Raw genomic sequence first — 25,983 nt, forward strand, 5'->3', positions numbered from 1 at the left:
GTCAAAGACGACGACTTCGTCAAAGACGACGACTTCGTCAAAGACGACGACTTCGTCAAAGACGACGACTTCGTCAAAGACGACGACTTCGTCAAAGACGACGACTTCGTCAAAGACGACGACTTCGTCAAATGCGGCAACCTCGTCGAAGACGACGACTTCGTCGAAGACAACAGCCTCCTTGCGGTCAATGGGATCCGGCACGATGAGCTCGAAGTGTTCGATAACGCCGAAGTCCTCCAAAGGCCAATAGGCTACCCATACTTTGCCCACGATGAACTTGCGCGGCAAGAATCCCCACTCTCGAGAATCCCTGCTGCCGCGCCGATTGTCACCCATCACAAAGTAGGCATCCGCAGGAATTGTACGGCTCGAGAGTTCGTCCCGGTTGGCAAATCCAGCGAGTTGAGACCCCTGACTGACGTATGGTTCAGTCACACTCTCTCCGTTTACATAAACTACGCCCTGGCGAATCTCAATCGTGTCGCCGGGAATGGCAATGATACGCTTGACAAACTGCTCTGAAGGATCAATGGGATAGTTAAAGACGATTATATCGCCATGCTGCGGCTCCGAGCGGACGTAGGCAAGCTTGTTTACCAAGACGAACTCACTGTGGTGGAGTGTGCCATACATGCTACTGCCTTCGACGCGATAGTTTTGTACCGCGAGACGTGTGCCAAAGAAGATGATGGCGGTGAGTAGAAGCGTTTGCAGAACTTCCTTAGCGAATGATTTCGTGGCGATCTCCTCCCAGCCTAAGGTCGGCATTCTTCCTATAGCATAACATTGTATACATGCTGCAATGTCTCGTGCTGGAACCTGCAGGAAGTTACTATCCTGGAGCTTCTTGGCAACTTGCCCGATCACACGCCGCGTCTCAATCGCAGCTCAAAATGGGTGTACCTATGTGGGTCCTTGTCATGTCCGTTGCGGGCGCTTACGGGTAAAGCCAAGTCCTCTTTCCCGTAGTGAGAGTGCGCCGTCGCGTGTCATGATGATGTGGTCGACAAGCTCAATCTCCAAGAGATCACCGACACTCTCCAAGCGGGCCGTGGTGGCAACGTCATCGGCGGAAGGGGTAGGGTCGCCACTCGGGTGGTTGTGCGCAACCAGCACGGCCGCGCAGTTGGCCCGCACGGCCTCGCGGAAGACCTCAGCGGGACGAACTGCCGTCTGGTTCAGCGTGCCGCGATACAAAGTTTCTTTGCCCACCACATGGTGTTTGGTGTCCAGCAATACTACGAGGAACTTTTCTTGCTCCTCGTCGACAAAGTCGGACAACAGGAAATTCTTCGCGTCGGTGGCCGAACGGATTACGGGTTGTACGGGCTGGGAGCTTGCGCTGGCTCTGCGGCCAAGCTCCAGCGCCGCCTTCAACTGGGCTACCTTTGCTTCGCCAACGCCGGGATACTGGGTAATCTGCCGAAAGCTCGCTTGGGCCAAGCCGCTGGCCCCACCATACTTATCAAGTAACCCTTGGGCGACGGCTACAACGGAATTCTCGCGCGTGCCCGTACGCAGAATTATGGCGAGAAGCTCAGCAGTCGATAGGTGAGCAGGACCAAGGTCGCGCAAGCGCTCACGTGGTCTCTCCGCCGCCGGCCATTCGCGGACCGAAAGCCGGGAGTCGTCAGGCACATCGGAGGTCTCCGCCAACGTGCGGCTTTTAGTGTCTTGGCTGGCTGCGAGTGGCACGGCAATCCTTAGGCGTGGAGGTGAGTTGCAGAGAGGGAAAGCAAAGAGTTGGTGAAGAGTATCGGCCTGAACTCACTAAGACTAGCCTTAGCGAGCTTAGTTGACCGGCGTCCCGCAGTAAGCGCAAGCACTCCACTGCAAGTCGGTGAGATTCCGGCAGCCGGTACAGCGCTTTCTGATTTCAAGCTGGCACATTGGACAAAGCTGGTAGTCGTTTTGCAATCGATAGTGGCAATTGGGGCATCGTGACAAGGATTCGCTTTCGGCCAAGAAGCTCTCCTCTTCTAACGCCAGTACGTTTGCCTCTGCCAGCGTCTCTTTGGGACGGAGGAACAAGTAAAGAATGAGGCCGAAAACATTGAAGGCCAGCACGAGAAGAATCGAGAAGAGCTGCACCAATATGTCAGTGGTGCGAGTGCGAATGTCATAGAATGCCCAGATGGCAAGGGCTACCCACAACGCGAGAAAGTAGGCGATAAGAAACGCAAGGACATAGTTGAGAACAGCAGCAATGGTCTCCATCAAGACAACCTCTGGTGGACAAAATTTGGCTGGTACACTCGTATTGTACCAGCCATTTGGAGGTGGCACTAGGAGCGTTCACAAGCGGATTCGACGTGGGGGGCGGCGCACTAGAGTCTTCTACACAGGCGTAGCATGTAGCAGTTGCTACATGCAGGTTCCGGCGGGTGGAATTGGGCCGCGGCGAAACAAGCCAGCAGACGGACTTTCGCGGTTCAGTTTCCGATTGGCGGTTGCTGCGAGTGGTTAGAACGAGTAGCTAAGAACCCGATAGGTCTCACTTCCGGCAGGCGTTTCCACGGCAACGGTGTCGCCGGCGCGTTTGGCAAGGAGGCTTGCTCCAACGGGAGAGAGGTACGAAATCCGGCCTTCAAGGGGGTCGACCTCGGAAGGTCCAACCAATTGATAAGCAATGGTCTCACTGCCGTCAGTCAATTCCAGTTCAACGCGCATACCAATCTTGACGCCCTCGTCGGCGGCGTCACTACCGCCGTCTGCCTGATGCGCATCCTCTTCGGTAATCGTGCTTGTACGGAGCGTTTGCTCCAGTTCGCGAATGCGCGCTTCCAGCATGCCTTGCTGATACTTTGCCTCATCATAGGCCGCATTCTCACGCAGATCGCCATCCTTGATGGCCGCATGCAGATGCTTGCTGATGCGCTCGCGTCCTTCACTTTTGTGGATCTTCAATTCAGCACCTAATTCATCGTAGCGCTTGCGGCTGATGAAAGTGCCTCCGGCCTGAGCATCGGCGGCACGGGGATTGCTCTTAGTGGCTCGCTTGGTGATTCGCAAACCGGTGGCGGGGTTGTTCTCTACCCAGTCGGACTTCAGCGCATGGGAAAAGAACGTGCGCAAGGCGCTTGCACAGGGCTTTGGATCGGCAGCGGTCGCTGTTACTTGATCGAGATAGGTCTGCAGTTGGTGGGGATAGATCGAGGTTATTCGGGAGTCCGGCCCGCACCAACTAACAAATCTGCGGAGGTGCCGGGCCTCTTCACCCTTCAGGTTTGCCACGCCCACTGTTTGCAAGTACTGCGTAAACAGAGGGCCCAACTGATTAGTTTCCTGTGTGCTCATGGTCTTTCCAAACCTTTCTCTGATGGTTGGTCGCACGAGCCACCAGGCCTATGAGGTGCCGAAGGAGGGACTCGAACCCTCACGAGCGCAAGGCCCACTACGCCCTGAACGTAGCGCGTCTTCCAATTCCGCCACTTCGGCGATACTAGTCCCCAGCGGGATTCTATCACGGGACGTGGGGACGGGCAACCAATACGCGGCAGCAGCCAGCGCATTGGGGGGCGCCCCTAGCCACCATTTAGTTCCGTGAAGTGGGCAAAGAAGGTTGCGGGTAGGCCGGTGGGCAAGCCCGTGCGAGGATCGACGGTGAAGGGTATCTCGGCAGCCAGCGCCTGTGTCGCGGCGAGCGCGACTGGCAGAAAGCCGGCGCCTGCATGGGATTCGAGCGCGTGCCGCACAGTTTGATCAATCAATCGGACAACGTTGATGCTGTCTTGCACCGTTTGTTCCGCGTCTTTGCCGGTGCGAATTGGGCCACGGGGTTCCTGTGACCATAGGTATCGATGGGCGAGTGCGAGTGTCTCGATGTTGAGAGCAGCCAGCCGCAGCATGGATTGCTCGTAGCCTCTCGCCGTGTAATAGAGAGGGAACGTGCCCGGCTTGCTGCCAAGTCCTTGCACGGCGTCTCCCACGAACGCGATGCCCTTGGCTTCCCAGTGGTACGCAATGCTGCCCGGTGAGTGGCCGGGAAGGTGCACCACCCGGAGCTGGATGTCATCACCGAGGTCGACAATTTCGCCGTCTTCCAGCCTGCGATGCACTGGTGAAGGGCCGCCTACCGTATGCAGAAACTGCGCCCGCCGCGCCGAGAGGTCGTAGCCGAGAACGTGCTTGTCTGCGTGCCAGATGTAATCCATATGCGCTTCAAGGTCTTCAACGAGGAATGCATCATCTTGATGCATGTACACCTGTGCCTCAATCTCGCTGAGCAGCGCGTGATTGCCACCCATGTGGTCTTGGTGCCCGTGGGTATTGAGAATGACGTCGATGTCGTCGAGCGTCAGATCGAGTGACCGCAGCGCAGGCTCAATGTACTCTCGCGGCGTGTCAGATGCTCCCGTGTCTATGAGCGCCCGCGTGGGGCCGTTGATAAAGTAGAGTTCAACGATGCTGTCCCAATTCCAAATGGCCGTAATGCGGTAAATTCTTGGATCTTGGGCGAGTGTCGCAAGTGCCATGAGCGGTTCCCAACTTTCGGATTGTCCCTCGTTTGGTATGACGAGTGTAGCATAGTGTTGGCGGAGATTCTTGGAACCAGTACAATTGAATTAGTAATGCCTCTGGGAAAGGAGTGGACTGATGGCTGTCCCGAACATAGCCGCGCGTACCGACCTATTGAAAGGCGAATCGGCGTTCGCGGTTCTTGCGCGCGCCCGGAAACTGGAAAGTGCCGGGAAAGACATCATCCACCTGGAGATCGGCGAGCCGGACTTTCCTACTCCGGAAAACATCGTGGAGGCCGGCGTTCAGGCGTTGCAGGACGGACATACGCATTATGGCCCTACTCCCGGTCTATTGCCTTGCCGTGAGGCCATCGCGCGATACGTGCAGCAAGGGTGGGGTGTCGATGCCTCAGCCGAAAATGTGGTGGTAACGCCGGGAGCGAAGCCAATCGTCTTTGCCGGAATCTTGGCCACGGTTAATCCTGGAGATGAGGCGATCTACCCTGATCCGGGATTTCCCACATATGATTCTATGCTGCGCTTTGCCGGTGCCGCCAGGGTGCCGCTAACCCTCTACGAGGAGCGGCAGTTCCGCTGGGACCTGGATGAATTGCGCGACAGCATTACTGACAAGACGCGGCTCATTATCTTAAACGCACCCCACAACCCCACCGGCGGCGTGTTCACGGCGGAGGAGCTCGGGGAAATCGCCGATATGGTACGGGGCAAGCCGATTTGGGTGCTGAGCGATGAAATCTACAGCCGCATAGTCTACGATGGCAGCCACGCTTCCATTTTGGCACACCCTGGGATGCAGGAGCAGACTATTCTACTGGACGGCCATTCGAAGACCTATGCCATGACGGGCTGGCGCCTGGGGTACGGCGTGATGCCGGTCCCTCTGGCAGAGAAGATCGGACTGATCTTGAATAACGCCACGTCGTGCACGGCGAGCTTTACCCAGATGGCAGGCATCGAGGCACTTGAGGGCCCGCAAGATTCGGTAGTTGCTATGGTGGCGGAGTTTCGCCGCCGACGCGATGCCTTCATCGGCGCGCTCAATGCCATAGACGGCCTCTCGTGTTTAGTGCCGCAAGGGGCGTTCTACGCCTTCTGCAACGTGAAGGAGCTTGGCGTGGGATCCGCGCGTTTGGAACGGTATTGGCTGGAGGAAGCGGGGGTAGCTTCGCTCTCCGGGACGGGGTTTGGCGCCGCCGGCGAAGGCTACGTGAGATTTTCTTTTGCCAACTCGCTGGAGAATCTCATGGCGGCGGCGGAGCGAATTGAGGCAGCCATGCCTGGGGTGGGTGCGTTGGCGGGGGAGTGAGCAGACCTCCTCGTGAGAATCTGCCCACAGATGGCGTTTACCAGCGATGTAGACGAATTTCCGCGGCGCACAAGCCGCTAGTTGAGGCTTCACTGGCGCAGGTAGCAAACCTGCGCTACCGGAATGGGGTCGGAGGCAGAGCCGCAGTGCGGGTACGTTCGTGCGGACGCAGGTAGCAAACCTGCGCTACCGGAGCGGAGGCGGCGGGATTTACTTGCGGTTACGTCCACTCCAGAATTACACCCATGGCGTCATCAGGTCGTTCATAGAGTAGGTCAAAGGCTTCTTTTGCTTGATTGCCGGGGAAGCGGTGGGTGATCAGCGGCGTGGATTGAATGAGGCCGCTGGCTAGCGACCGCACCGCCGCATGGGCCATGGCCCCCACATCCGTGTCCGGCAGGTACCCGCCAATAAGACGCTTGCGCTGTATTTTCCCCGCATCGAGCGGCAAGGGATCGTCGTGGTAGAGGCCGATGAGTTGCAGTAGGCCGCCCGCGACGAGCATGTCTTGCGCTTGCCGAAACGACTCTAAGCCGGCGCGCCCGCCTACGCAATCGATAACGATGTCGGCTCCATTGCCCTTAGTCCGTTCCAGGACGGCTCGCACCGGGTCGTGAGCAGTGCCGTCAATGATCTCGCCAATGTCCAATTGCCCAGCTAGCTGAAGCCGTAAAGGCAGCATGTCAATTCCGCAAAGCTGTGCAGGCAGAAAGCGGGTGGCGGCCTGCATCACCAGGTTTCCTACCAACCCAAGGCCGAGGATTATAACAGTGTGTTGCGGCAAAATCCCTGCGGTCGCGGTCCAGCCAAAGGCGCTGGTCGTTAGAGGCTGGAACGTGCCGCTCTCGAAGGGAAGGTCGTCGGGCAGCGGCGTCACGCGTTTACGAGCGGTGGAACTCACGTCACCTATCGCAAACTCAGCGTGGGGCGCCGTGCATGCGACGCGGTCGCCGGGCGCGTATCCGGTGACATCGCTGCCAACTTGCACGATTGTGCCTGCCGTGGAATACCCCATTGCGCCAGGGTCGACCGGACCGGGCATGACGTAGCGCCGCCAAAGTTCCGAGCCGCGGCTAATCAAGCTGGCGTGGACGCGCACGAGCACCTCATGGGGCCCGAGGTCGGGTATGGGCACATGCTCCATCACAATGTTGCCTAAACCCTCATGCTTGGCGACTCGCCACATCATTTCAGCCATTTTGCTCTACGCCTTTCTCCACATGAAAATATCGGACTCTCCAATTGTTCGCACACATCGCTTAAGGGGACCAAGACAACGGCACCAAACAACTGTTTTGCCGTCAGTCCTACGCAAGCGAGAATCAGTCTTGAATTGATGATTGATTGTGCGATTGCGCGGAGAGGCGACACTTCCAATCTATAGTCGCTCGCTATCCGTTGATGTTCGTGCCATGCTTAAGTGCAAGTGCGAGTGTCAGTACCTTAGCGGCTCTAGACTCCTCACTTCCAATCGGAATTACCTGCATTGCCGGTAGAACCTAGCCGGGCGCGTACTTTGGTTGGCTTGCGACGTGGCCGTGGCGGATGAAGCGCAGATCGTGGTTGGTCAAGGGCAACTCGACCCGCGCGCCGCCCCGGCGGTGCGACTCGATCATACCGAAGATGATCTGGGTGTTCCAGTACGCCACCTCCGCGCCGCCGCGGGTCGGCTCGCCCGTGTCAAGCGCAGATACGATGTCCTCAACAAGGATCAGGGTCGCACTCTTCTGTTCAAAGTCGAGATTTGGCCCGTCCTCCGACGAGTCCATGTCCTTGCTGCGCGTACGAAATTCCACGCCGTTATTCAACGCCGCAATCATACCTCTTTCGCATACCGCCTCGACCTCGGCACGTCTGGAACTGTCCAGCCCATAGCCGAGGACGCCGTTTTCGAACATTATGGTGCCTGTGCCCGCCGGGTCCTGCAGTATCTCGGTGCCCACTACGAGCTCATCAAATTGAAAGACAAAGGCCTGCACCCATCGCGGCGTCACGTCGTTGTTGAGAAACATGAATAGGTCGATGAAGTGACTAAATCCATTGAAGAATTGACCAGTTGAGTAGTTGACCAAAGTGCGTAAGTCGCCAAAGTCCCCGGAGTGAATCTTGGCATGCATTGCCGCGAACCCATAGTGCCAGCGTCGGTTGGTGCCCATGTTAAAGGCGACGTTGTTGGCGCGCACAGCATCACGGATGGCTTCAGCCTCCGCAACCGAGGCACAGAGCGGTTTCTCAACATAAAGCGCACGGATTCCCGCCTCGATGGCATGCAGAATTATCTCGCAACGCTGCTCCGGCTGCGTGGTGATACTGAGGATGTCGGGCTGTTCGTTAGCAATTAACTCGCGGTAATTGGTGTACCAATGATCTGATCCCACGTTGTAGCGTTCGCCAAACTTCGCCAGCACTTCCGAACGAAGGTCGGCGCCCGCCACGAGATCGGTGCGTGGACAGGCCTCATAGCCGGCGGCGTGGGAATACGGCAGCGGAATCGAGGGTATGCCTTGGTGTTCATTGTCGATGAATGCTCCCATGCGGCTACAGCCGACAAGCGCAGCGCGGTATGTCTTTGCCATAGTTGAAACCCCTCAGATGAAACGTTGCGCAGTGGCAGCAGTTATGGATGTCACGGCACTGGACTCTTGGCCATTGTATCTTCGCTGTTGAAGGACAGAAGAAGCCTGAGTCCGTTGTTACCACGAGGGCGGAAACCCATCTTTATCGCTATGCCAGGTTGAGCTTGTACCATAGATTAGCACCCGTAAGCTAGATCTAGCGGGCCCACCTGAAAATCGCCTTTCATCCACGCCACCATTTAGGATCCAGCGGCCTCTAGTTCGTCCAGCCAAGATCCCCACTGTCGCGGGTAATGACTGAGGCCGGTTGCATCGCTCTAGCCGGGTGCGTACTTCGGCTGGCGTGCCACGTGGTCGTGCCGGACGAATCGCAAGTCATGGTTAGTCAACGGGAGCTCGACTCGCGCGCCTCCACGCCGATGCGACTCGATGAACCCGAAAATGATCTGGGTGTTCCAATAGGCCACGTCAGCCCCTCCACGAACCGGCTCACCCGTGTCCAGCGCGTGCACAAGATCGTTGACGAGGTTCAGCGTGCTGCTTGCCTCATCAAAATCTAAGTTTGGCCCGTCTGCCGACGAGTCCGGCGCCTGCGTGCGTGTGCGGATATCCGCGCCGTTGTTCAACGCCGTTATTACCCCACTGCCGCACACTGCCTCGAACTCGGTGCGTCTTGAACCGTCTAGTGCATAGCCCAAGACTTCGTTCTCAAACATCATGATGCCCGTGCCCGCGGGATCGTCGCGCACTTCCGTGCCCACGACGAGCTCGTCAAAACGAAAGACGTAGGCCTGCACCCATTTGGGCGTGACATCGCTATTGAGATACAGCAGGAGATCGAAGAAGTGACTTGCCGTATTGAAGAAGTTCCCCGTAGAGAATATGGTAAGCGTGCGGAGATCGCCAAAGTCACCCGAGTCGATCTTGGCGCGCATCGCCTCAAAGCCGTTGTGCCAGCGGCGATTGGTGCCCATGTTCAAGGCTACGTTGTTGGCACGGACAGCGTCGCGGATGGCTTCGGCCTCCGCTACCGAGGCGCAGAGCGGTTTTTCCACATAGAGCGCGCGGACGCCTTGCTCAATTGCATGAAGGATGATTTCACAGCGTTGCTCCGGTTGCGTGGCAATGCTGAGAATGTCCGGCTGCTCATTGGCAATCAAGTCGCGGTAGTTCGTATACCAGTGGTCGGAACTCACATTGTAGCGGCTGCCAAACTGCTCCAACACGTCCTGCCGCAAATCAGCGCCGGCAATCAAATCGGTGCGCTCACATGCCTCATAGCCCGCAGCGTGAGAGTAGGGAAGCGTTATTGAGCGGCTTGATCTCACTTCGTTGTCTATGAAAGCTCCCATGCGGCTACAGCCGATAAGCGCTGCGCGGTAAGTCTTTGCCATCCTATCTACTCCTCATGCTTACGGGCCACCTAATGCCACTTAGTCTAGACTGCTCTTCTGACCGAAACTTCCGACGACATCTACACAATTTGTAGCTGAATTTAGTTACCGGATGCCGCCTCTAACTGTCATTCCCGCAATAGCGGGAATCTATCTTCTCCTTGACTCTGGACCCCGGCCAAAGCCTGAGTGATAAACCATCGGCCGGAATGACAGGCAATCTACAATCGCGCCAAACCGTTTGCCTTGATTTCTCCAGTGCGGAGGTTTCCAATCGGCTGAAATTGTTGCGAGTTAATGCGCCGGACTCTAGCCGCCAGGAATATAAAGACTCCTATCAGCAACTGGCAGCGACACGCGCGCGCCTCCTTGCAACGAGGAATGCGCGACCCCAAACTGCGCTTCGACGGTCTGCATGACACGGTCGATGTTGCCGTCGGTCCGCTCGCCGGTCTCAATCTCGCGGATGAGATTGCGGATGTTCGTCACCGTCGGCCCATCGCCAATGGCATGGATGATCGTCTCTTCCAATTCATCGCCGCGTCGCAGCGGCCGCTGTATGCGCGTGTTGATGCCGTTGTCCAAGGCAAGCGCCCGCCCCTCCGTGCCACGTACTTCCACGTCAAACGGTCCCGGCGTGGGAATGAAGTAGCTCTCCTGGCCGGTCTCGTAGCCGATGCGGAAGAAATCCACCAAGGGATCGGCGATTTCCTGGCCCTGCTTTGGCACAAAAGCGTGTTTCTCAGCGTCATAGGGCGCGGACGCCCGTTCGTTGTTCCTAACGCGGGGATCGCTGGGATCGACCAAGCGTCCCTCGACCCATGTCGGCTTCGGGTCACCTAGCATCATGTTGGCAGCGTCTATGGTATGGGGGTGGTGCTTGATGATGTCCGTGGAAAAATACACAAACGCGTGCAGCGGTTTGCCGATGGCTCCATCCAGAATGGCGGCGCGCAGGCGCTTGTAGGCATCGTGATGACGCCGCTGCGTGCCCCAATTGAAGGCGACGTTGTTGCGCGTCACCGCCTCGTGGATGCGGTCCGCTTCTGCCAGCGAGGCGCACAGCCCTTTTTCGGAAAAGATGCCCCGCACCCCGTTCTCAGCGCAAAAAATGATCGGTTCGGCGCGCGCAAATGACGGCGTGGTAACACTGACGATGTCCGGCTTTTCCTTTGCAATCATCTCTCTGTAGTCGAGATAGCCGTTGGCAAAGTCAAAACGCTTGCAAAACCGTTCCAGCCGCTCCTTGCCGCGATTGGCAACGGCGACGACCGTCGTCTCCGGCATGGAATCATAGCCGGGATAATGGCCGTAAGGCGTCATGAACCCCCGGATGTCTTGCTCATCCTCGATAAGGCCGCCCATGCGGCCGGTTCCGATGATGGCAACCCGATACTGCTTGCTCACAGGTCCACCCCCGGCCACTGATCGCTGCTCGCAGTGACGTCCACCACGATACCGTCGGGGTCTTCCACTTTGAATGAGCCGGAAGGCGGTTTGGACGGATCGTACGAGTACTCTTGGCCTTCACTTACGCCTTCCCAGAAGATCTCGTACCCCATGTCGGCGAGCCGTGTGGCAGCCTCTGCCAAATCCGAAACTTTCACACCAATATGAAGATAGTCCAGCATACCGGACACGTGCGCCGGACGGTCCGGCCCCTCGTGTTGAAAGACCCGAAAGTTGTGAAAGCCGTCACTGAGATCAAAGCCGTGGTGCAGTTCGTTGACTACTTCAAGACCGAGCGCGTCACGCCAAAAGTGAATAGTCTTGTCAATGTCACTGGCGCGCACTCCTACGTGAACCAGAGTCGATGCCATGGCCTTTTCCTCCCAAAGTGAGAATTGCTAATTTGAGCTTCGGTGCTACGCGGAATGACTATTGTCGTTAGTATAGCGTCACCTAGTGCCGGCTGCATCCAGATCGCGAGATTTGTGCAACGGAAACACGTCCTTTAACCACATTAGTCGTAGAATACTCAGATTCCCAAAGTACCGGATACACGCAGGGGTAGCTATCGGCGTTTCTCAGTATGGTAGGAGAGACGAACTGTAAAGGCTTGGGTCTGGCACTAAGGTCCTATGAAGCGGGCAAGCGAAGCATACACCTGATCGCACAGGCTGCGCTCGGATAATCCCGGGATTGCGGGTTGGTGCGAGGTCACATAGCCCTGATATGCAATAGCGGAAAGCCCGTCAAAGAAGCGCGGCAAGTCAATTCCCGCCGGGTCGCCAATTATCAGCCGTTCATAGCGTACCGTGCCGCGATTGGTCTCGACGGAGGAATCGCCGCGGTCTGTGACCCGCAAGTTCTGCACATAGACGTTGAAGACGGACGGACCTACCGGAGCCAAGGCTGCCGCGCCATAGTCCTCTCCACAGAGCGCGAAGTTTGCAGGTTCGAGGATGAGACCGAAGTTGGCTCGGTTGATGCGTGCGATAATCTCCTTGCAGCCTGCGGCGGTTTCAAACGGTGTGCCGGTGTGAGTCTGTTGGGCGAGCCGAATGCCATACTCGCGGGCTTGATCCGCCGCCCGCTGCGCCCACACTATGTCGTCCTCCGTCTTTACTCCCACGCGGATGAGGTCTGCCCCGAGAGCGTTGGCGCGCTCTAGGATTGGTGCGAGATCTCGCAGCGGGGCGCCTGAGTCAGGAACGCTACCTTCCCGTGGCACAAGAGAGTCCGCGGTGACCATCGAGGCCGCTAGTCCGTGACACTCGAGAATGGCACGCATTTCGCGCACGCGTTCAAGCGGAGTTTCACTTGTTAGATGTGTGGGCCGCACGCAAACGGCGTTGAAGCCGACACGGGCGGCAAGCTGCACCAAGCTGCCAAAGTCGAGAGAAGAGAAGTCCTTTATGTCCTCGGCTTCGGCGATTCTACCTGACAGGGAGAGTTTCACTGTGCATTTCTACCATGTCTCGGTGGTCTGGCGCCCAATTGAGCTCACTATACTCCGCAAACTCGCCTGCTACAAGAAGCACCGTGGGGAGGCAACAAGGTCCTTTAGCCCGTATCACGTGTTGAAATGAGCGGAGTATAGTATCCTCTACTCAGAACTCTGAGTGAGCCTCAGACTTGTATTGGAATTCTTTGGTACGTGATCCGAGGGAATGGATGAGCACTGTGAATAGTTTTGACAGCAAGTCGACGATCTCTATTGGTGGGAATGCACACACAATCTACCGTCTCGCTGTGCTTGAAGACCTGGGAATTGCGAACGTGGCGCAGCTTCCTTTTTCTATCAAGGTGTTGCTCGAGAGCTTGCTGCGCACCGAAGACGGACATTCGGTGCTGCGCGACGACGTGGTTGCCCTTGCAAATTGGGAGCCAAATCAAGCCGAGGCGCGGGAGATCAACTTCACTCCGGCGCGCGTGATCCTCCAGGACTTTACCGGCGTGCCTTCGGTGGTAGACCTGGCGGCGATGCGGGAAGCAATCAGCGATTTAGGAGGAGATCCCAATCGCATCAATCCTTTGCAACCGGCCGATCTCATTATCGATCATTCGGTGCAGGTGGACGTGTACGGTATGCCTGAGGCTTTTGCCATCAATGCCGAGCGTGAGTTTGCCCGCAATCAGGAACGCTACGCGTTTCTGCGCTGGGGACAGAAGGCTTTTGACAACTTCAGCATCGTGCCGCCGGACACAGGAATCGTTCACCAGGTTAACCTGGAATATCTCGGAAAAGTCGTCTTTGCTGATGCGCGAAACGGCGAACTCACGGCGTACCCGGATTCGCTCGTGGGCACAGACTCACACACGACAATGATCAACGGTCTCGGTGTGCTGGGCTGGGGCGTGGGCGGCATTGAGGCCGAAGCGGTGATGCTCGGCCAGCCCATCTCTCTCTTAGTCCCGGACGTGGTCGGTTTTCGGCTCAACGGCCGGCTACCGGAGGGCGCTACCGCTACCGACCTCGTACTCACCGTGACACAGATGCTGCGGCAGCATGGGGTTGTAGGCAAGTTCGTGGAGTTTTGCGGCCCGGGCATGGCATCGTTGAGCTTGCCGGACCGCGCGACGATTTCGAATATGGCGCCGGAGTACGGCGCGACCGTGGGTATGTTCCCGGTAGACGACGAGACGCTCCGCTACCTGCGCCTTACCGGGCGCGATAGAGACCTGGTCAAACTCGTCGAGGCGTACTGCAAGGAACAAGGGATGTTCTATCGGCCCTCCGATGCGGAGCCGGTGTTTACCGACATCTTGGAACTTGACTTATCGTCGATTGAGCCATGTCTGGCCGGACCCAAACGCCCCCAAGACCGTGTGCCGTTGCACGGCGTGCGGCAGAGCTTTCATGAGGCGTATCCGAACAAGTTTGCGCAGACCAATGGCAACGGGGCTGGTGGGGGAGGAATCGGCGGCGCGGCAACAGTTGCGCAACCCGGCGGCTCGGTTGCGGTCGCGGATCCAACCGCAAGTGTAAGTGTCTCGTTGGATGGCGTGCCTGCCAGGATTGGCGAAGGTGCAGTGGTGATCGCGGCCATTACAAGCTGCACGAATACCTCCAATCCCGCCGTCATGATTGGCGCGGGTCTCTTGGCGAAGAATGCCGTCGCCGCCGGCATTGGACGCAAGCCGTGGGTGAAGACGAGCCTGGCCCCCGGCTCGCGCGTAGTAATGGACTACTTAGAGAAGCTCGACCTGGTGCCGCATTTGGAAGCGCTTGGCTTTCACCTCGTAGGCTACGGTTGCACTACCTGCATTGGCAACAGCGGCCCGCTGGCTCCTCCACTTGAGGAGACGATCAGCGATCACGAAATGGCAGTGGCTGCGGTGCTCAGCGGCAACCGAAATTTCGAAGGACGAATTCATCCGTTGGTGCGAGCCTCGTATCTCGCCTCGCCTCCTCTCGTGGTTGCGTACGCGTTGGCCGGAACGGTCAATACGGATTTGACGAACGACCCCATCGGACACGATGGCGCAGGACAGCCCGTCTACCTGCGCAACATTTGGCCGAGCCAGCGCGAAATTGCCGACGCAATGACGCGTGTGGTGGATGCGGAGATGTTCCGCTCGCAATATGACAAAGTCTTCGAGGGCATGTCTGAGTGGGAGACCCTGGCAGTGCCGGAAGGTAGGCTTTTCGAGTGGGAACCAACGTCTACCTACGTGCGCCAGCCGCCGTTCTTTGCAGATATGGCGGCCGAGCCCGGCTCTCCGATCGACATTGCGGGCGCGCGTGTGCTGGCGGTGGTTGGCGACTCGGTGACCACCGATCACATTTCGCCCGCGGGCTCCATCGCTAAAGACAGCCCCGCCGGCAAGTACCTCATCGACCAAGGCGTGCAACCCAAGGAGTTCAATTCCTACGGTTCGCGCCGCGGCAATCATGAGGTCATGATGCGGGGCACGTTTGCCAATGTGCGGCTGCGCAATCAGCTCGTTTCACGAGAGGGCGGCTGGACGCTTCACCTGCCAAGCGAAGAAGAAATGACCATCTACGATGCTGCCAAGCAGTACGAGCGTGACGAGGTGCCCCTTGTCCTCCTTGCGGGTAAGGACTATGGCATGGGTTCCAGCCGGGACTGGGCCGCCAAGGGTCCGTTGCTCCTCGGTGTGCGCGCCGTTATCGCCGAGAGTTACGAGCGCATCCATCGCAGCAATCTCATCGGCATGGGCGTTCTACCATTACAGTATGCGGAAGGTGAAGATGCAGAGTCTCTAGGCCTCAACGGCAAGGAGACCTATGCTATCGAAGGCATCGCAGCAGGATTGTCGCCGCGCAAAACTTTGAAAGTGCGTGCACGTGACGCAGGTGGAAATGAAAAAGAATTCTCGGCGACCGCATGCATCAACACTCCCATCGAAGTGGACTACTATCTTCACGGCGGGGTGTTGCAGTATGTCTTGCGAAATCTGCTGGCGGGCAGCCGATCCGCTGAGGAAGAATAGAAGCTAAGTGGGTAGTCGCAGGAATCATTTGCGCCCTGAACCTGCCATGGGGCAGTTCATTGTTCGACAGGGTCTTGGCTGAATCCGCCTTGACATAAAGAAATTGATCGACTTTGCAAATGCCCTATTTTCCATTGGTAAAGCGGTGTCGGCCCGTGCGCTAAAGTGTTGATCCCGCGAGGGCCGCAAGGTCTGGTGATTAGAATCTTCCTAGGGAGCTAGAACAAGACATGCGAATTGCGATCCTGGAGATCAGCCACTGGCACGTACCGCTCTACTTACCTGCATTTGACGCGCTAGGCATTTCGCCGGTGGCGGTATCTGACGAGCAGCCCGGCTATGCTGAGCGGTTCTCAAGGCAGTACGCAGGCTGTACGCCGTATACGGACTATGTGGAACTCCTGGAGAGAGAGAAGCCCGACTTCGTCTTTTCGTTTGGGCGCTACCGGTTGCAACCGGAGATCGCCACCCAACTGATCGAGCGGCACATTCCATTCGTAATTGAAAAGCCGCTCGGCACCGACGCCAGCCAATTCGAACGGTTGATCGCACTTGCTAAGCAAAATGATGTCTTTGTCGCTATTCCGCTCACGAATCGCGCGGCGCCTTTTTCTCAAGCCGTGAAGGAGTTGCGCGACAATGGGCGCATGGGGCAGATTCAGCATGCGCATTTTCGCTATGCCGGCGGACCGGTACAACGGTACGTGGATTCGGGGTGTCCTTGGATGCTAAAGGCGGAAGAATCCGGCGGCGGGGCCTTGCGCAATCTCGGCGTGCACTACGCTGATCTTTTCTCTTGGTTCACCGGCAGCCGTGAGGTACGCATTGGGTCCGTCCAACTGCAGCGCATTACGCCGGGGGTCCCGGTTGAAGAGTACGCCAACGTCACATTCTGCGGCGATGACAATGCTTTTGCAGTGGTTGAGGTAGCATATACGTACCCGGCGGATGCCGCAGACGTGGTGTGGAACGTGAGCGACGGATCAACTTACGTTACCTATCGCGACGGCGCTACCAGCATCGTTACAGACAAAGGTATTGAGGAGCACGGCGGCCACTCTGTACCTGGACTTTACCAGGATTTTGTGAAGAGTACGCTGCAGGCGTACCGTGAAGGACATGCACCTCTGGCTAGTCTTGAAGACATGCATCGCGCTATGGTGCTGGTGGATGCCTGCTATGCTCTTGCGGCAAGGTAAGCCTAATTCGCGGCAAGTTGCTTGGGCGACATCTCTGCTAATAGTCAAGAGCGTCTAGCGTCCTTACGGGAATCCTCAACCGGAAAACGTGCGAGGGTGAAATCGGTGAACGTTCACGTGCGAGTGTGACTGCGCACACAGCTTGCGATCTCTTGTGAGGGGAGAGTATTGCGCGGGCTTGGAAGAAAGGTGCCCTATGGAAGCTCGAACAATTCTTATCGGGAGTGCAACTGCCCGGACAGGTGAAGCCGTAATCTCGGCATTTCTCGATGCCGGTTACCAGGTGGCCACGACGGCACGCAATCGTGACCGCCTGCAGGCTGCGCTGAGCCGGATTCCACATGGGGATACGGTGCTGGGAATAGAGGCGGATCTCGCAGAGGCGGATCAAGCCATTTCCGCAGTAGAGCAGACCTGCGCCGCGTTTGGGCACTTGGATGCGGCGACGCTCCTCTCCGGCAGCTTCGATCAACGCGAGGTAACAGAGACGACCTTGGCGGACTTGCAACATCAGATCGAGGCGAACCTCTACACGAGCTACAATCTTGTGCGCGCGGTTCTGCCGGCGATGCTGGCGCAGGGGCATGGGCATATCATCACGATTGCCGGGGGCAGCGCCTTTGATCCGGCCCCGGGACGCGCGCTATTCGGCGCGAGCAAGGCCGCGGTGGTCACGTTCACCAAAGGTGTGGCGCGCGACTACAAGCAGCGCGGCATTGTACCCACGTGCCTTGTGGCGGGCACGATCGCAACCGTGGAGGCGGAACAATACCTCGATGAAGAAGACATGCGCAACGCCGTGAGCCTCGACGAATTTGCCAACGCCTTGGTGTTTCTTGCTTCACCGGAGGCCACCGGCTTCGCGGGCAGCATTCTGGAACTCTACGCGCGGGAGGTAGACTAGCCCAACATTGCCGGGTCGCGCTTGCGGTTGTTACTATGGTCCATAGAGGCACGACAAAGATCGGAGCCAGGAGAAAAAATTCATGGCTATTGTTGCTGAAGACGTAATTCGAGAAGGCCTAAAGGAAGTCATCGATCCTGAACTGGGCGTCAACATTGTTGATTTGGGGTTAATCTACGAGATCAACACCACTGACGATGACAACAACGTTGAGATCAAGATGACACTCACATTCCCCGGTTGTCCGGCGGGACCGTATATCATTGCCCAGGTCAATCAAGTTGTCGAAGACCTTGAAGGCGTAGAGGAAGTGGACGTGGAAATCGTCTGGGACCCGGCGTGGTCGCCGGAAATGATGTCCGAAGAGATCCGCATGGAGTATGGGTACATGTAGGGTCATTGCCTTTGCGTGAAGATACATTGGCGATGCGATTCTCGATTGCCGCTGGATGAGTACTTTGGTAATTCATCTGGCGGCTGTTTGTGTGTGGCACACGCGCACAGGTGGCGGGACTTTACGTGAGTAGGGCCGGACTCTTGCCAAGAGTAGGTCTGCGATCCGGCGAGAGTCACGCTGCTGCATGAGCCCAGGTTGCAAACCTGCGCTACCGCAAGGGTTGGACAATCCTCACGATGGGTTGTCCGCGTTTGGCGTAGTTCGCGATTGCATGAGAGTTGTATGCCAAAGCGGCACAAATTGCGGCACGAGACTCGCGTCACAATCTCGGTGTGGCAGGTGAAGAGTTCGGCCACTGCTCGTAATTCGGCGTGCGATCTGCAATAATGCCCAGCCATCCTGTGGCAGCCGCCAACACAACGCAGCGGAAGTGATTTGCGTATGGCTGACGACGTCGGTCTCGTACTCTTTGCCGGCAAGGAAGGCGCCACCGCGCTGGAGCAATTGGTCTTTGATAGCCATCTTGCCATTGCTCAAGACATAATTGCCAAGGCTCTGACGGCCGGGGGATTTGCGCCAATCATCCTTGCAACTTCGCGGGCGGAGGCGTGCAGGGGCATTGCGCCGGAGGTCATCATCGAGCCAACCGCGGAGGCGCAGTGCTTTCACTTTGGCAATACCCTCGCGGGAATCGTCGCGCGACACTGCATATCGCGCGTCCTCTACATCGGCGGAGGCAGCGGTCCCCTGCTTTCCGTTGGCGAATTGGCAGCCCTACGCGACGCGGTTGCGCTCCTGGACCATGGTCTGATTGCGAACAACTTCTTTTCGGCAGACTTCATCGGATTTCATCCTGCGAATGCCCTTACTGCTGTCGATCTGCCGCGCACGCGTGATAACGGCCTGGCGCGGCAACTGGTCCAGGAAGCAAGTCTGCGCCATGAACCGCTGGAACCCGCAATTGCCGCAATGTTCGATATCGACACCCCTACTGATCTTGCCATGCTCGGGCTTCATCCTCTTTGCGGTCAAGCGGCACGTGCCTATGTTTCACAGCAAGCTGTTAGCCGGCCATTGCTCTCCTTAAGCTCGCGTTTGCGGGATGCAATGCCCACCTTCGTGCGGCCGCATGAAGAGGTAGTCTTGGCCGGGCGCGTCAGTGCCCGGCTTTGGCCGTTGCTCAGGCGGGACATGGCGTGCCGCATCCGCGTCTTTTCCGAAGAACGGGGCATGAGCACAAGCACACGGCCGGTACGCTCATTGCTTGGGTTTTACTTAGAGGAAGTAGGGCCTAGGGCTTTCTTTGACGCGTTCTCACAAATGGGAGACGCCCTCTTTCTAGACTCGCGGGTGCTGTTTGCGCACGGCGGAGGGCAGGTCAACGGACATGATAGGTTTGCTGCCGACATGGGACTGGTTAGCGAGATTGAGGATGAATCGACACAAGAATTTGCCGGCGCAGCGTGGGACGCAGGCTATCCTGTGGTGCTGGGCGGCAATGCGGCGGTAAGCGGCGGCCTCTGGGCGCTCGTTGATGCTGCGTGGCGGTTGCATGACGAGGGAGCATTGCTGTGATCAAGACAAAACCTTGAGGCTTCTCAACTCGAGTTCCGTCAATTGCGTTATGATGGGGTCGTGGTTTGCCGGAGGAGGCATGGCGGCGCGGAGTACAAAGGAAGCCAGCCGATGGCAAGTAAGTTTCGGCCGCAGGATCCCGCGGAAACAGCCCGGCTGAAAGATGAGCTGAGGTCTACAGTGGCGACCCGCCGCGAGCTGGGCGAGCACTATGACGATCACATCGTGGCGGCGCTCATGGAGCGCATTGATTCCCACATCAACGAGCGCATCGAGGTTGCTATGATCCAGGCACGCACGCAGGCAAAGTCGGACGCGGAGGCCTTTCTCAAAGTGGCGATGCCCGTGTTGGGCTTTGGCGTGCCGCTGGTGATCGTCGGCGCGATCGTGGCTGGCGCAAACGGCTTCTATGCCGTCTTGGGAATGGTCTTCTTCATCAACGTTCTCTGGCTGTGGCGCTCACGTTAGTCAAGCCCTGCTACTGGCCCGCTGAACGAGAGAGTAATTTCGTACTGGCTGGCGTCTGCAATTCTTCATGCACGAGCGTACGAAACGCGAGTTTCACAACGAGAAGGGCTAGCGCCGGGTGAGGGCGCTATCAGGTCTGGCGATCCTGCACCCATAGCTTGTACAGAATCCCCGCTCCGACTACGAGCAAAACAACGCCTGCGAGTGTGAACCACCACGGCTGGTGAGTCTGCACCCCTTCTTCCCAGGCATTGAAACCTTGAATCTCCACACTTAACACGTCGACCGTAATGACGACCATGCCGTTGTTCATAGCGTGGCCGAGGATCGCCGGCAGAATAGACCGCGTCTCCAGCGTCCACCACCCAAACGCAAGCCCCAGGAAAAAAGCGCCTACGAATTGCCAGGGATTCATGTGAATAGCACCAAATAGGAAAGCGGTAACTATCACCGCCCACCACGCACCGTAGTTGCGCGTGAAGCCATGGAGCAGGATGCCGCGGAACAGTGGTTCTTCGGTGATTGGCGCGACAACAACCAGCACAATGAAGGTGCCAAGCATGAAGCCCTCGCCAAGACCAAGCTCGCCAAGCATCTCTATGAGCCAGTCCGGTATCGGTAGGAAGCGTTGGAGGACGTTATCGAGTTCCGATACGACAATGATGAGGCCAAGCATCATCACGAACATCGGCAGGATCAGCATGGGGGAGAATCCCCGCAGATAGAAGAGTTGGCGGGCCGAAACGCGAGACCATGCCGTACCTAAAATTACGACGGCGCCAAAGGTGGAAAGGTTCACCATTGCAAGCACCGTGGACAACTCCTGCATCGGAATCGACTGAAGGGAAAGATAGAAGCCTACAACCACAGTCACGCCCAACTGCAGAATCAAAAGCAGGCCGAGTAAAACCAGGGCCTGCAAGACGTTGGGAAAGGCGCGAGTCTTAGGTTGGTTGGTCTCGGGGGTTGGCTCAGACGTAGCCAAGGGATGGGGGTCCTCTCGATTCAGATCGTGCAAGCGGAGAGCCAGGCCGTAAACCTTGAATCCAGTTCTTGCCTGCTACACCTACCAGACAAACAAGCAGTCTTTGGCACAGTTTTTGAGAATCGTTTCTTAGCACTCTCGTCGGCTCAAGTATAGCACTGGCGTACACGTCCAGGCCGCAAGGGGGATGCACGCTGCGATTTATCCACAGTGCCTTCTACACTCAAGTGTCGAATCGTCTGTGCGGCTTGAAGTGTAACCGCAAGGGAGGCGAGGGGGGCACGTTCAGTGGCAGGGCGACTGGGAAGGGATTGAAATAGGAGACTGGCCGGAAGCACTCGCGCCCCCGGCGCGTAAACGCTACAATAGTGTGAGTGTGTGTGCTTTTTCTCAAGAAGAATAAGCCTCCTGACCCGGAAGTATACCAACGCGCATTGGACGCGGATGGTTCTACGCCGGGAACACGACGTCAGAGTGAAGGTAGCAGAAGGATTTTCAAGGCAGTGGGCGTATCGATGAAGATGTCAATCGAAGATCTAGAAGAACAAGCACGACTAATCCGCCGCGACATCATCACCTGCACGACAATAGCAGGGTCAGGGCACCCGTCAAGCTCGCTCTCCGGCGTAGAGATCATGGCTGCATTGTATTTCGGCGGCATCATGCAATATGATCCCGCAAAGCCGCAATGGCATGATCGTGATCGCTTGATTATGAGTAAAGGCCACGCGAGCCCGTTGCTCTATGTTGTCTTGGCACAGGCCGGGTATTTCTCAACGGACCTGCTGGCAACCCTTAGGCAGATTGGCAGCCCGCTCGAGGGGCATCCCAACATGACCCGCCTGCCCGGTGTAGAAGCCAGTACCGGATCTCTGGGTCAGGGACTCTCGCTTGGCTTGGGACATGCCTTCGCAGCCCGCATCGAGAATAGAGATTTCCACGTATTCGTCATATTGGGTGATGGGGAACAGGACGAAGGGCAGATTTGGGAAGCTGCCATGACTGCGGCTCACTACAAGCTCGACAATGTGACCGCCATTGTGGACCACAACAAAGCCCAGCAGACCGGCTGGGTGAGAGACGTGCTCGACTACTCGCCGCTGACGGAAAAGTGGCGGGCCTTTCAATGGGATGTTCAGGAAATTGACGGTCACGACACATCCGCCGTGGTGCAAGCGTTGCAGCGAGCCAAGTCCACCGAGGGACGCCCATCATGCATTGTCGCCCATACGGTCAAGGGCAAAGGCGTCTCTTTCGTTGAGGCAGACTATTCATATCATGGCAAATCACTTACCAAGGAAGAAGAGCAGCGTGCCTTGGAGGAACTCGGATGGCAGTAGAACCAAAAGTTAATCTCAAGATGGGCAAGGCGACTCGCGATGCGTTTGGCGCCGCGTTGCGGGAGGCCGGCAGGACTAATCCCGATATTGTCGTCGTGGACGGCGACGTCAATAATTCCACGCGTACCGAGTGGTTCGCGCAGGAGTTTCCCGAACGCTTCATCAATGTCGGCATCGCGGAATCGAACCTGGTAGGTATCGGCGCCGGATTGGCAGCGTGTGGAAAACTGCCGGTGATTGCCAGCTTCGCCTGCTTTATCATGTGCAACGGGTACGACCAGTTGCGCATGTCGATTGCTTTCCCGAATCTCAATGTAAAAGTCGTCGGCAGCCATGCGGGAATTAGCATCGGTGAAGACGGCCCGTCGCAGATGGCTATCGAAGATGTCGCTCTGGCGTTGGGTTTGCCGACGTTTACCGTGATCGTACCCGCCGATGAGCCCTCCACCCATAAGGCGGTTGCGGCGATGTTGAGCGCAGAGGGTCCCGCTTACATGCGCGTGGGCCGGCCGGACGTGCCCGTCATTTACGGGGACAATCCTGATTTCACGCTGGGAAAGGCAAACGAATTGCGCAGCGGCGGGGACATTACGCTCATTAGTAACGGCATCATGGTTGCTGCCGCGTTGGAGGCAGCACAGACATTAGCCGCGGAGGGTGTCCAGGCTCGTGTGCTCGACATGCACACGGTGCGACCGCTGGACGTGGCAGCCGTGACGAAAGCGGCGCGCGAAACAGGCAAGATCGTAGTTGCTGAGGAACATCTGGTGCAGTGCGGTCTCGGTAGCGTGGTGGCAATGGCGGTTGTCGAGCATGCCCCCTGCGCAATGGCATTCGTCGGAGTTGAGAACACCTACGCTGAGTCCGGAGATGCGTCTGCGCTCCTGCAGAAGTATGGCTTGACCGCTCAACACATTGTGGCAAAAGCCCGGTCCTTGCTGTAGGGCCGTCTTGCGCCGGATTCTGCGGTTGGCTTGTAATGTGCAGCCATTCCAGGCATCATATATATAGCTCTCTGATTCGTCAGTCCCACAGAGCGTCTGTTTAGTAGTTTTGTATCCACCACCTGCCCTGGTCTCAGCGTGGCTTAGGTTGGTGGATGATTCTCACAAAGTCAGTCCGGAGGGATGTTCTCACTTTGCACCTTTCGGGCCGTGGTGTAGGTAGCTTGCGAGAAGAGGAGTGTCGCCAGTGAAAGTGCCCATTAAGTTTCTCCGGGTCATGCTTTTGTTGCTGGGACTTGCGGTTATAGCAACCGCTTGCGTCCCATTTGTGGGGAACGGCCCCGATGAAGAGACGCCCACTCCTGAAGTCATCCCAACGGTCATTCGCCCGACGCAAGCAACCTCCGAGGCGCCTGCTGCCTCGCCGGTGCCAACATTAGTGCCATTGCCGACTCGGGCTCCGCAGGCCGCGACCGCCCCGCCATCTTGCACACCACGTACCGATTGGCCGACCTACACCGTACAATCGGGTGACACGCTCTATAGCATCGCCCAGCGCAGTGATTCCACACAGGCAATTGTCCAGGCGGCGAACTGCCTCGCTGATCCGAATAAGATATTTGAAGGGCAGTCACTGCGCGTACCGAAACAACCGGCCCCGCGGGAACCTGCGGCCACTCCCGGGCCTGCAGCGACCCCGCAACCAGGCTTCTTCCAAGCAACGGTCACACCCGGCGCGCCCACTGCAACTGGGGAGGTTGAGTTTACGATTATTGTACAAGACAACACAGCCATCCCAGGCTCACCAGGATCTTACCAGGCGCGGACTGCGGACGGCGCCGTAAAGCTTGGTGTTTCGGTTACCAATGTGACGAGTTTCGAGATTGTGCGTGCGGACGGTTACGTCTTAGATAGAGAGCAAGCTGCTTCCGGCAGTACGACCGCAGGGGGTAATTTCAGCTATACTAAATTGAACCGGGCAGAGGGCAGCAACCATCTAATCTTCACCATAAAGGTTATAAAGCCGGATGGTACTGAAGATGAGAGCACTCCCTATTACATTCAGTGGCCGTAACAGTGATGGCGACTTCGTTGGAATCTCGGTGGTAATTGACCATGCTAATAGCACGCGTTTGGTGATCGGCTGATTCGTTGACGAACGCCGCCACGTAGCCGGCACTATTGCAATAGAGAAAAATGCATAGCCCCGGGGAGCGAATCTGGCTGCCCGGGGCTATGCGATTTCCCGATTGCCCTGGTTATGAGTGTGCTACGCTAGACGACCCTGCGGACAATGGATGCGTCCGCTCGGCGAGGGGAATGCTGACACGTTGTCCGCTCAGGTGCGAGGTATACATAGCCATCACCATCTCCAGGTTATAGCGGCCCGCCTCGCCGCTGCAGGGGTGTTCACTGCCAGTCTCGATGGACTTGATTAGCTCTTGCAGGATTGGGGTAATGCTGTGCTCGCCAAGTCGCGGGTCGAGCTCTTCCGGCACCGCTATGTGCTGCCATTGCGGCGCATCCTGCAGGTCAGCAGGATAGAACGCCGGCACGGGCAGGTGGAAGAGATCGCTGTTGCCCCGCCGGGTGCCGGTGCCACGCAGCGACAGTTGGCCCTTGGTACCGAGCACATCCACGCTGTAGAGTCTACTGTCAGTCTTCTCATAGCCCAGAAATTGGCATTCACCCACCGGTGCGCGCGACATGCCGAAGAGAGCGTACGCCCGCTCGCCGAGCACCAAGCCGGAGGCGCGGTCTCTAGGACTCATTTCCTGAGAATCCATGGCGTCATCAATTGTGGCGGCTCTTCCCTCCCAGGTAAGGTGGGCTAGGCACCAGGTCGGCGCGCCGCCTAAGAACTGCATGCGGTCGAAGACGTGCGTGCCCATCTCCATGAGTTCGTTACCGGCCTTGCGCCCGCTCTTGTTGTTACCGCGCACCAAGATTACGTCACCAATGTCCCCATTTTCGATCATGGACCGCATGCGTTGCAGTGACGGACGCACCGTGGCTTGATGGTTAATGGCAAGCTTCACGCCGGCCTGGTCGCATGCCTCCACCATCTGATCGGCCTCAACAAGGTCGAGGGCCATGGGCTTTTCACAAAGCACGTGTACGCCATGCTCTGCCGCCGCTACCGTAGCGGCGCAGTGTTGGGGTCCTTGCGTAGCAATGGCGACAATGTCCAGCTTCTCCGCTGCGAACATGGCGTGGTAGTCGGTGTAGCGGTTTGCCACGTTGAACGCGTCGCCAACTGCATGCAGACGGCCCTCGTCTATGTCGCAGACGGCAACGACGTCTATCTCAGCAACTTCGTGAAGCGCGGGAAGGTGCGACTTGCTCATCCCCCCGCAGCCGATCAGTGCCGCCCGGTATCGTTTCGACCCCATAGTCCCTTTCTTTCTTTAGAGAGAAAATCGAATTACTCCGTCATTCCGGCGAAAGCCGGAATCCAGACGTGGCCGACAGTGTGCGGATGCCGGCGTAGATTTTCTAGTATCATGCCC

At 57.5% G+C, this 25,983-nt stretch carries 23 protein-coding genes and 1 tRNA gene; 10 read left to right on the forward strand and 14 right to left on the reverse strand.

Translation table 11 applies throughout. The annotated features are described in order from the left end of the window. From lepB to OXE05_07965, 6 genes are all read right to left on the reverse strand, one after another. Window positions 1-771, reverse strand: a 771-nt coding sequence (lepB, locus tag OXE05_07940; protein MCY4437245.1) for a signal peptidase I, incomplete at its 3' end; no start/stop codon positions are given. Window positions 772-921: 150 nt separating this feature from the next. Then, entirely contained in the window at window positions 922-1,698 is a 777-nt protein-coding gene (gene radC / locus OXE05_07945; protein MCY4437246.1) for a DNA repair protein RadC, read from the reverse strand. A 96-nt stretch (window positions 1,699-1,794) separates the two neighbouring features. Then, window positions 1,795-2,220: a zinc ribbon domain-containing protein gene (locus OXE05_07950; protein ID MCY4437247.1), complete on the reverse strand. Its 426-nt coding sequence runs from the start codon at window positions 2,218-2,220 to the stop codon at window positions 1,795-1,797. A 246-nt stretch (window positions 2,221-2,466) separates the two neighbouring features. Beyond that, on the reverse strand, window positions 2,467-3,300 hold the full coding sequence (locus OXE05_07955) for a GreA/GreB family elongation factor (GenBank protein ID MCY4437248.1): 834 nt from the start codon (window positions 3,298-3,300) through the stop codon (window positions 2,467-2,469). A gap of 56 nt (window positions 3,301-3,356) precedes the next feature. Further along, a tRNA-Leu gene (locus OXE05_07960) sits at window positions 3,357-3,441 on the reverse strand. A gap of 86 nt (window positions 3,442-3,527) precedes the next feature. After that, entirely contained in the window at window positions 3,528-4,478 is a 951-nt protein-coding gene (locus tag OXE05_07965) for an MBL fold metallo-hydrolase (GenBank protein MCY4437249.1), read from the reverse strand. Window positions 4,479-4,599: 121 nt separating this feature from the next. Here OXE05_07965 and OXE05_07970 point away from each other — a divergent pair, with 121 nt between their 5' ends. Next, window positions 4,600-5,790, forward strand: coding sequence for a pyridoxal phosphate-dependent aminotransferase (locus OXE05_07970; GenBank protein MCY4437250.1), 1,191 nt, complete (start codon window positions 4,600-4,602; stop codon window positions 5,788-5,790). A gap of 220 nt (window positions 5,791-6,010) precedes the next feature. Here OXE05_07970 and OXE05_07975 read toward each other — a convergent pair whose 3' ends face one another. From OXE05_07975 to OXE05_08000, 6 genes are all read right to left on the reverse strand, one after another. Beyond that, entirely contained in the window at window positions 6,011-6,988 is a 978-nt protein-coding gene (locus tag OXE05_07975) for a zinc-binding dehydrogenase (protein MCY4437251.1), read from the reverse strand. Between the two features lie 301 nt (window positions 6,989-7,289). Then, entirely contained in the window at window positions 7,290-8,366 is a 1,077-nt protein-coding gene (locus OXE05_07980; protein ID MCY4437252.1) for a Gfo/Idh/MocA family oxidoreductase, read from the reverse strand. A 317-nt stretch (window positions 8,367-8,683) separates the two neighbouring features. Further along, entirely contained in the window at window positions 8,684-9,760 is a 1,077-nt protein-coding gene (locus OXE05_07985) for a Gfo/Idh/MocA family oxidoreductase (protein MCY4437253.1), read from the reverse strand. A 309-nt stretch (window positions 9,761-10,069) separates the two neighbouring features. Beyond that, window positions 10,070-11,167, reverse strand: a complete 1,098-nt coding sequence (locus OXE05_07990; protein MCY4437254.1) for a Gfo/Idh/MocA family oxidoreductase — start codon at window positions 11,165-11,167, stop codon at window positions 10,070-10,072. Continuing rightward, a complete protein-coding gene (locus OXE05_07995; GenBank protein MCY4437255.1) occupies window positions 11,164-11,580 on the reverse strand; it encodes a VOC family protein in 417 nt (138 codons plus the stop codon). Before OXE05_07995 ends, OXE05_07990 begins: the two co-directional genes overlap by 4 nt. Window positions 11,581-11,831: 251 nt before the next feature. Further along, complete coding sequence (locus OXE05_08000; protein ID MCY4437256.1) at window positions 11,832-12,662, reverse strand: TIM barrel protein; 831 nt, start codon at window positions 12,660-12,662, stop codon at window positions 11,832-11,834. A 215-nt stretch (window positions 12,663-12,877) separates the two neighbouring features. Here OXE05_08000 and acnA point away from each other — a divergent pair, with 215 nt between their 5' ends. The 6 genes from acnA to OXE05_08030 all read left to right on the forward strand — a co-directional run bounded on the left by acnA (window position 12,878) and on the right by OXE05_08030 (window position 20,204). Further along, a complete protein-coding gene (acnA, locus tag OXE05_08005; GenBank protein MCY4437257.1) occupies window positions 12,878-15,661 on the forward strand; it encodes an aconitate hydratase AcnA in 2,784 nt (927 codons plus the stop codon). Window positions 15,662-15,891: 230 nt separating this feature from the next. Then, on the forward strand, window positions 15,892-16,860 hold the full coding sequence (locus OXE05_08010; GenBank protein MCY4437258.1) for a Gfo/Idh/MocA family oxidoreductase: 969 nt from the start codon (window positions 15,892-15,894) through the stop codon (window positions 16,858-16,860). Window positions 16,861-17,056: 196 nt separating this feature from the next. Then, window positions 17,057-17,764 carry an SDR family NAD(P)-dependent oxidoreductase gene (locus OXE05_08015; protein MCY4437259.1) on the forward strand — a complete coding sequence of 236 codons (708 nt, stop codon included), beginning with the start codon at window positions 17,057-17,059 and terminating at the stop codon, window positions 17,762-17,764. 82 nt (window positions 17,765-17,846) lie between these two features. Continuing rightward, on the forward strand, window positions 17,847-18,158 hold the full coding sequence (locus OXE05_08020; protein ID MCY4437260.1) for a metal-sulfur cluster assembly factor: 312 nt from the start codon (window positions 17,847-17,849) through the stop codon (window positions 18,156-18,158). 444 nt (window positions 18,159-18,602) lie between these two features. Then, window positions 18,603-19,736 carry a hypothetical protein gene (locus OXE05_08025; GenBank protein MCY4437261.1) on the forward strand — a complete coding sequence of 378 codons (1,134 nt, stop codon included), beginning with the start codon at window positions 18,603-18,605 and terminating at the stop codon, window positions 19,734-19,736. Window positions 19,737-19,847: 111 nt separating this feature from the next. Further along, window positions 19,848-20,204, forward strand: a complete 357-nt coding sequence (locus OXE05_08030) for a hypothetical protein (GenBank protein MCY4437262.1) — start codon at window positions 19,848-19,850, stop codon at window positions 20,202-20,204. A 130-nt stretch (window positions 20,205-20,334) separates the two neighbouring features. Here the strand turns inward: OXE05_08030 and OXE05_08035 are convergent, their stop codons facing one another. After that, window positions 20,335-21,189, reverse strand: a complete 855-nt coding sequence (locus OXE05_08035) for a type II CAAX endopeptidase family protein (protein ID MCY4437263.1) — start codon at window positions 21,187-21,189, stop codon at window positions 20,335-20,337. Window positions 21,190-21,704: 515 nt separating this feature from the next. Here OXE05_08035 and OXE05_08040 point away from each other — a divergent pair. From OXE05_08040 to OXE05_08050, 3 genes are all read left to right on the forward strand, one after another. Then, window positions 21,705-22,529, forward strand: a complete 825-nt coding sequence (locus OXE05_08040) for a transketolase (GenBank protein MCY4437264.1) — start codon at window positions 21,705-21,707, stop codon at window positions 22,527-22,529. Beyond that, window positions 22,520-23,473, forward strand: a complete 954-nt coding sequence (locus OXE05_08045) for a transketolase family protein (protein MCY4437265.1) — start codon at window positions 22,520-22,522, stop codon at window positions 23,471-23,473. Before OXE05_08040 ends, OXE05_08045 begins: the two co-directional genes overlap by 10 nt. Window positions 23,474-23,720: 247 nt before the next feature. Then, complete coding sequence (locus tag OXE05_08050) at window positions 23,721-24,548, forward strand: LysM peptidoglycan-binding domain-containing protein (GenBank protein ID MCY4437266.1); 828 nt, start codon at window positions 23,721-23,723, stop codon at window positions 24,546-24,548. 184 nt (window positions 24,549-24,732) lie between these two features. Here OXE05_08050 and OXE05_08055 read toward each other — a convergent pair whose 3' ends face one another. After that, window positions 24,733-25,866, reverse strand: coding sequence for a Gfo/Idh/MocA family oxidoreductase (locus OXE05_08055; protein ID MCY4437267.1), 1,134 nt, complete (start codon window positions 25,864-25,866; stop codon window positions 24,733-24,735). Between the last annotated feature and the right edge of the window lie 117 nt (window positions 25,867-25,983).

This window comes from Chloroflexota bacterium (assembly GCA_026710945.1).
In the GTDB taxonomy this organism is placed as follows: Bacteria; Chloroflexota; UBA11872; order VXOZ01; family VXOZ01; genus VXOZ01.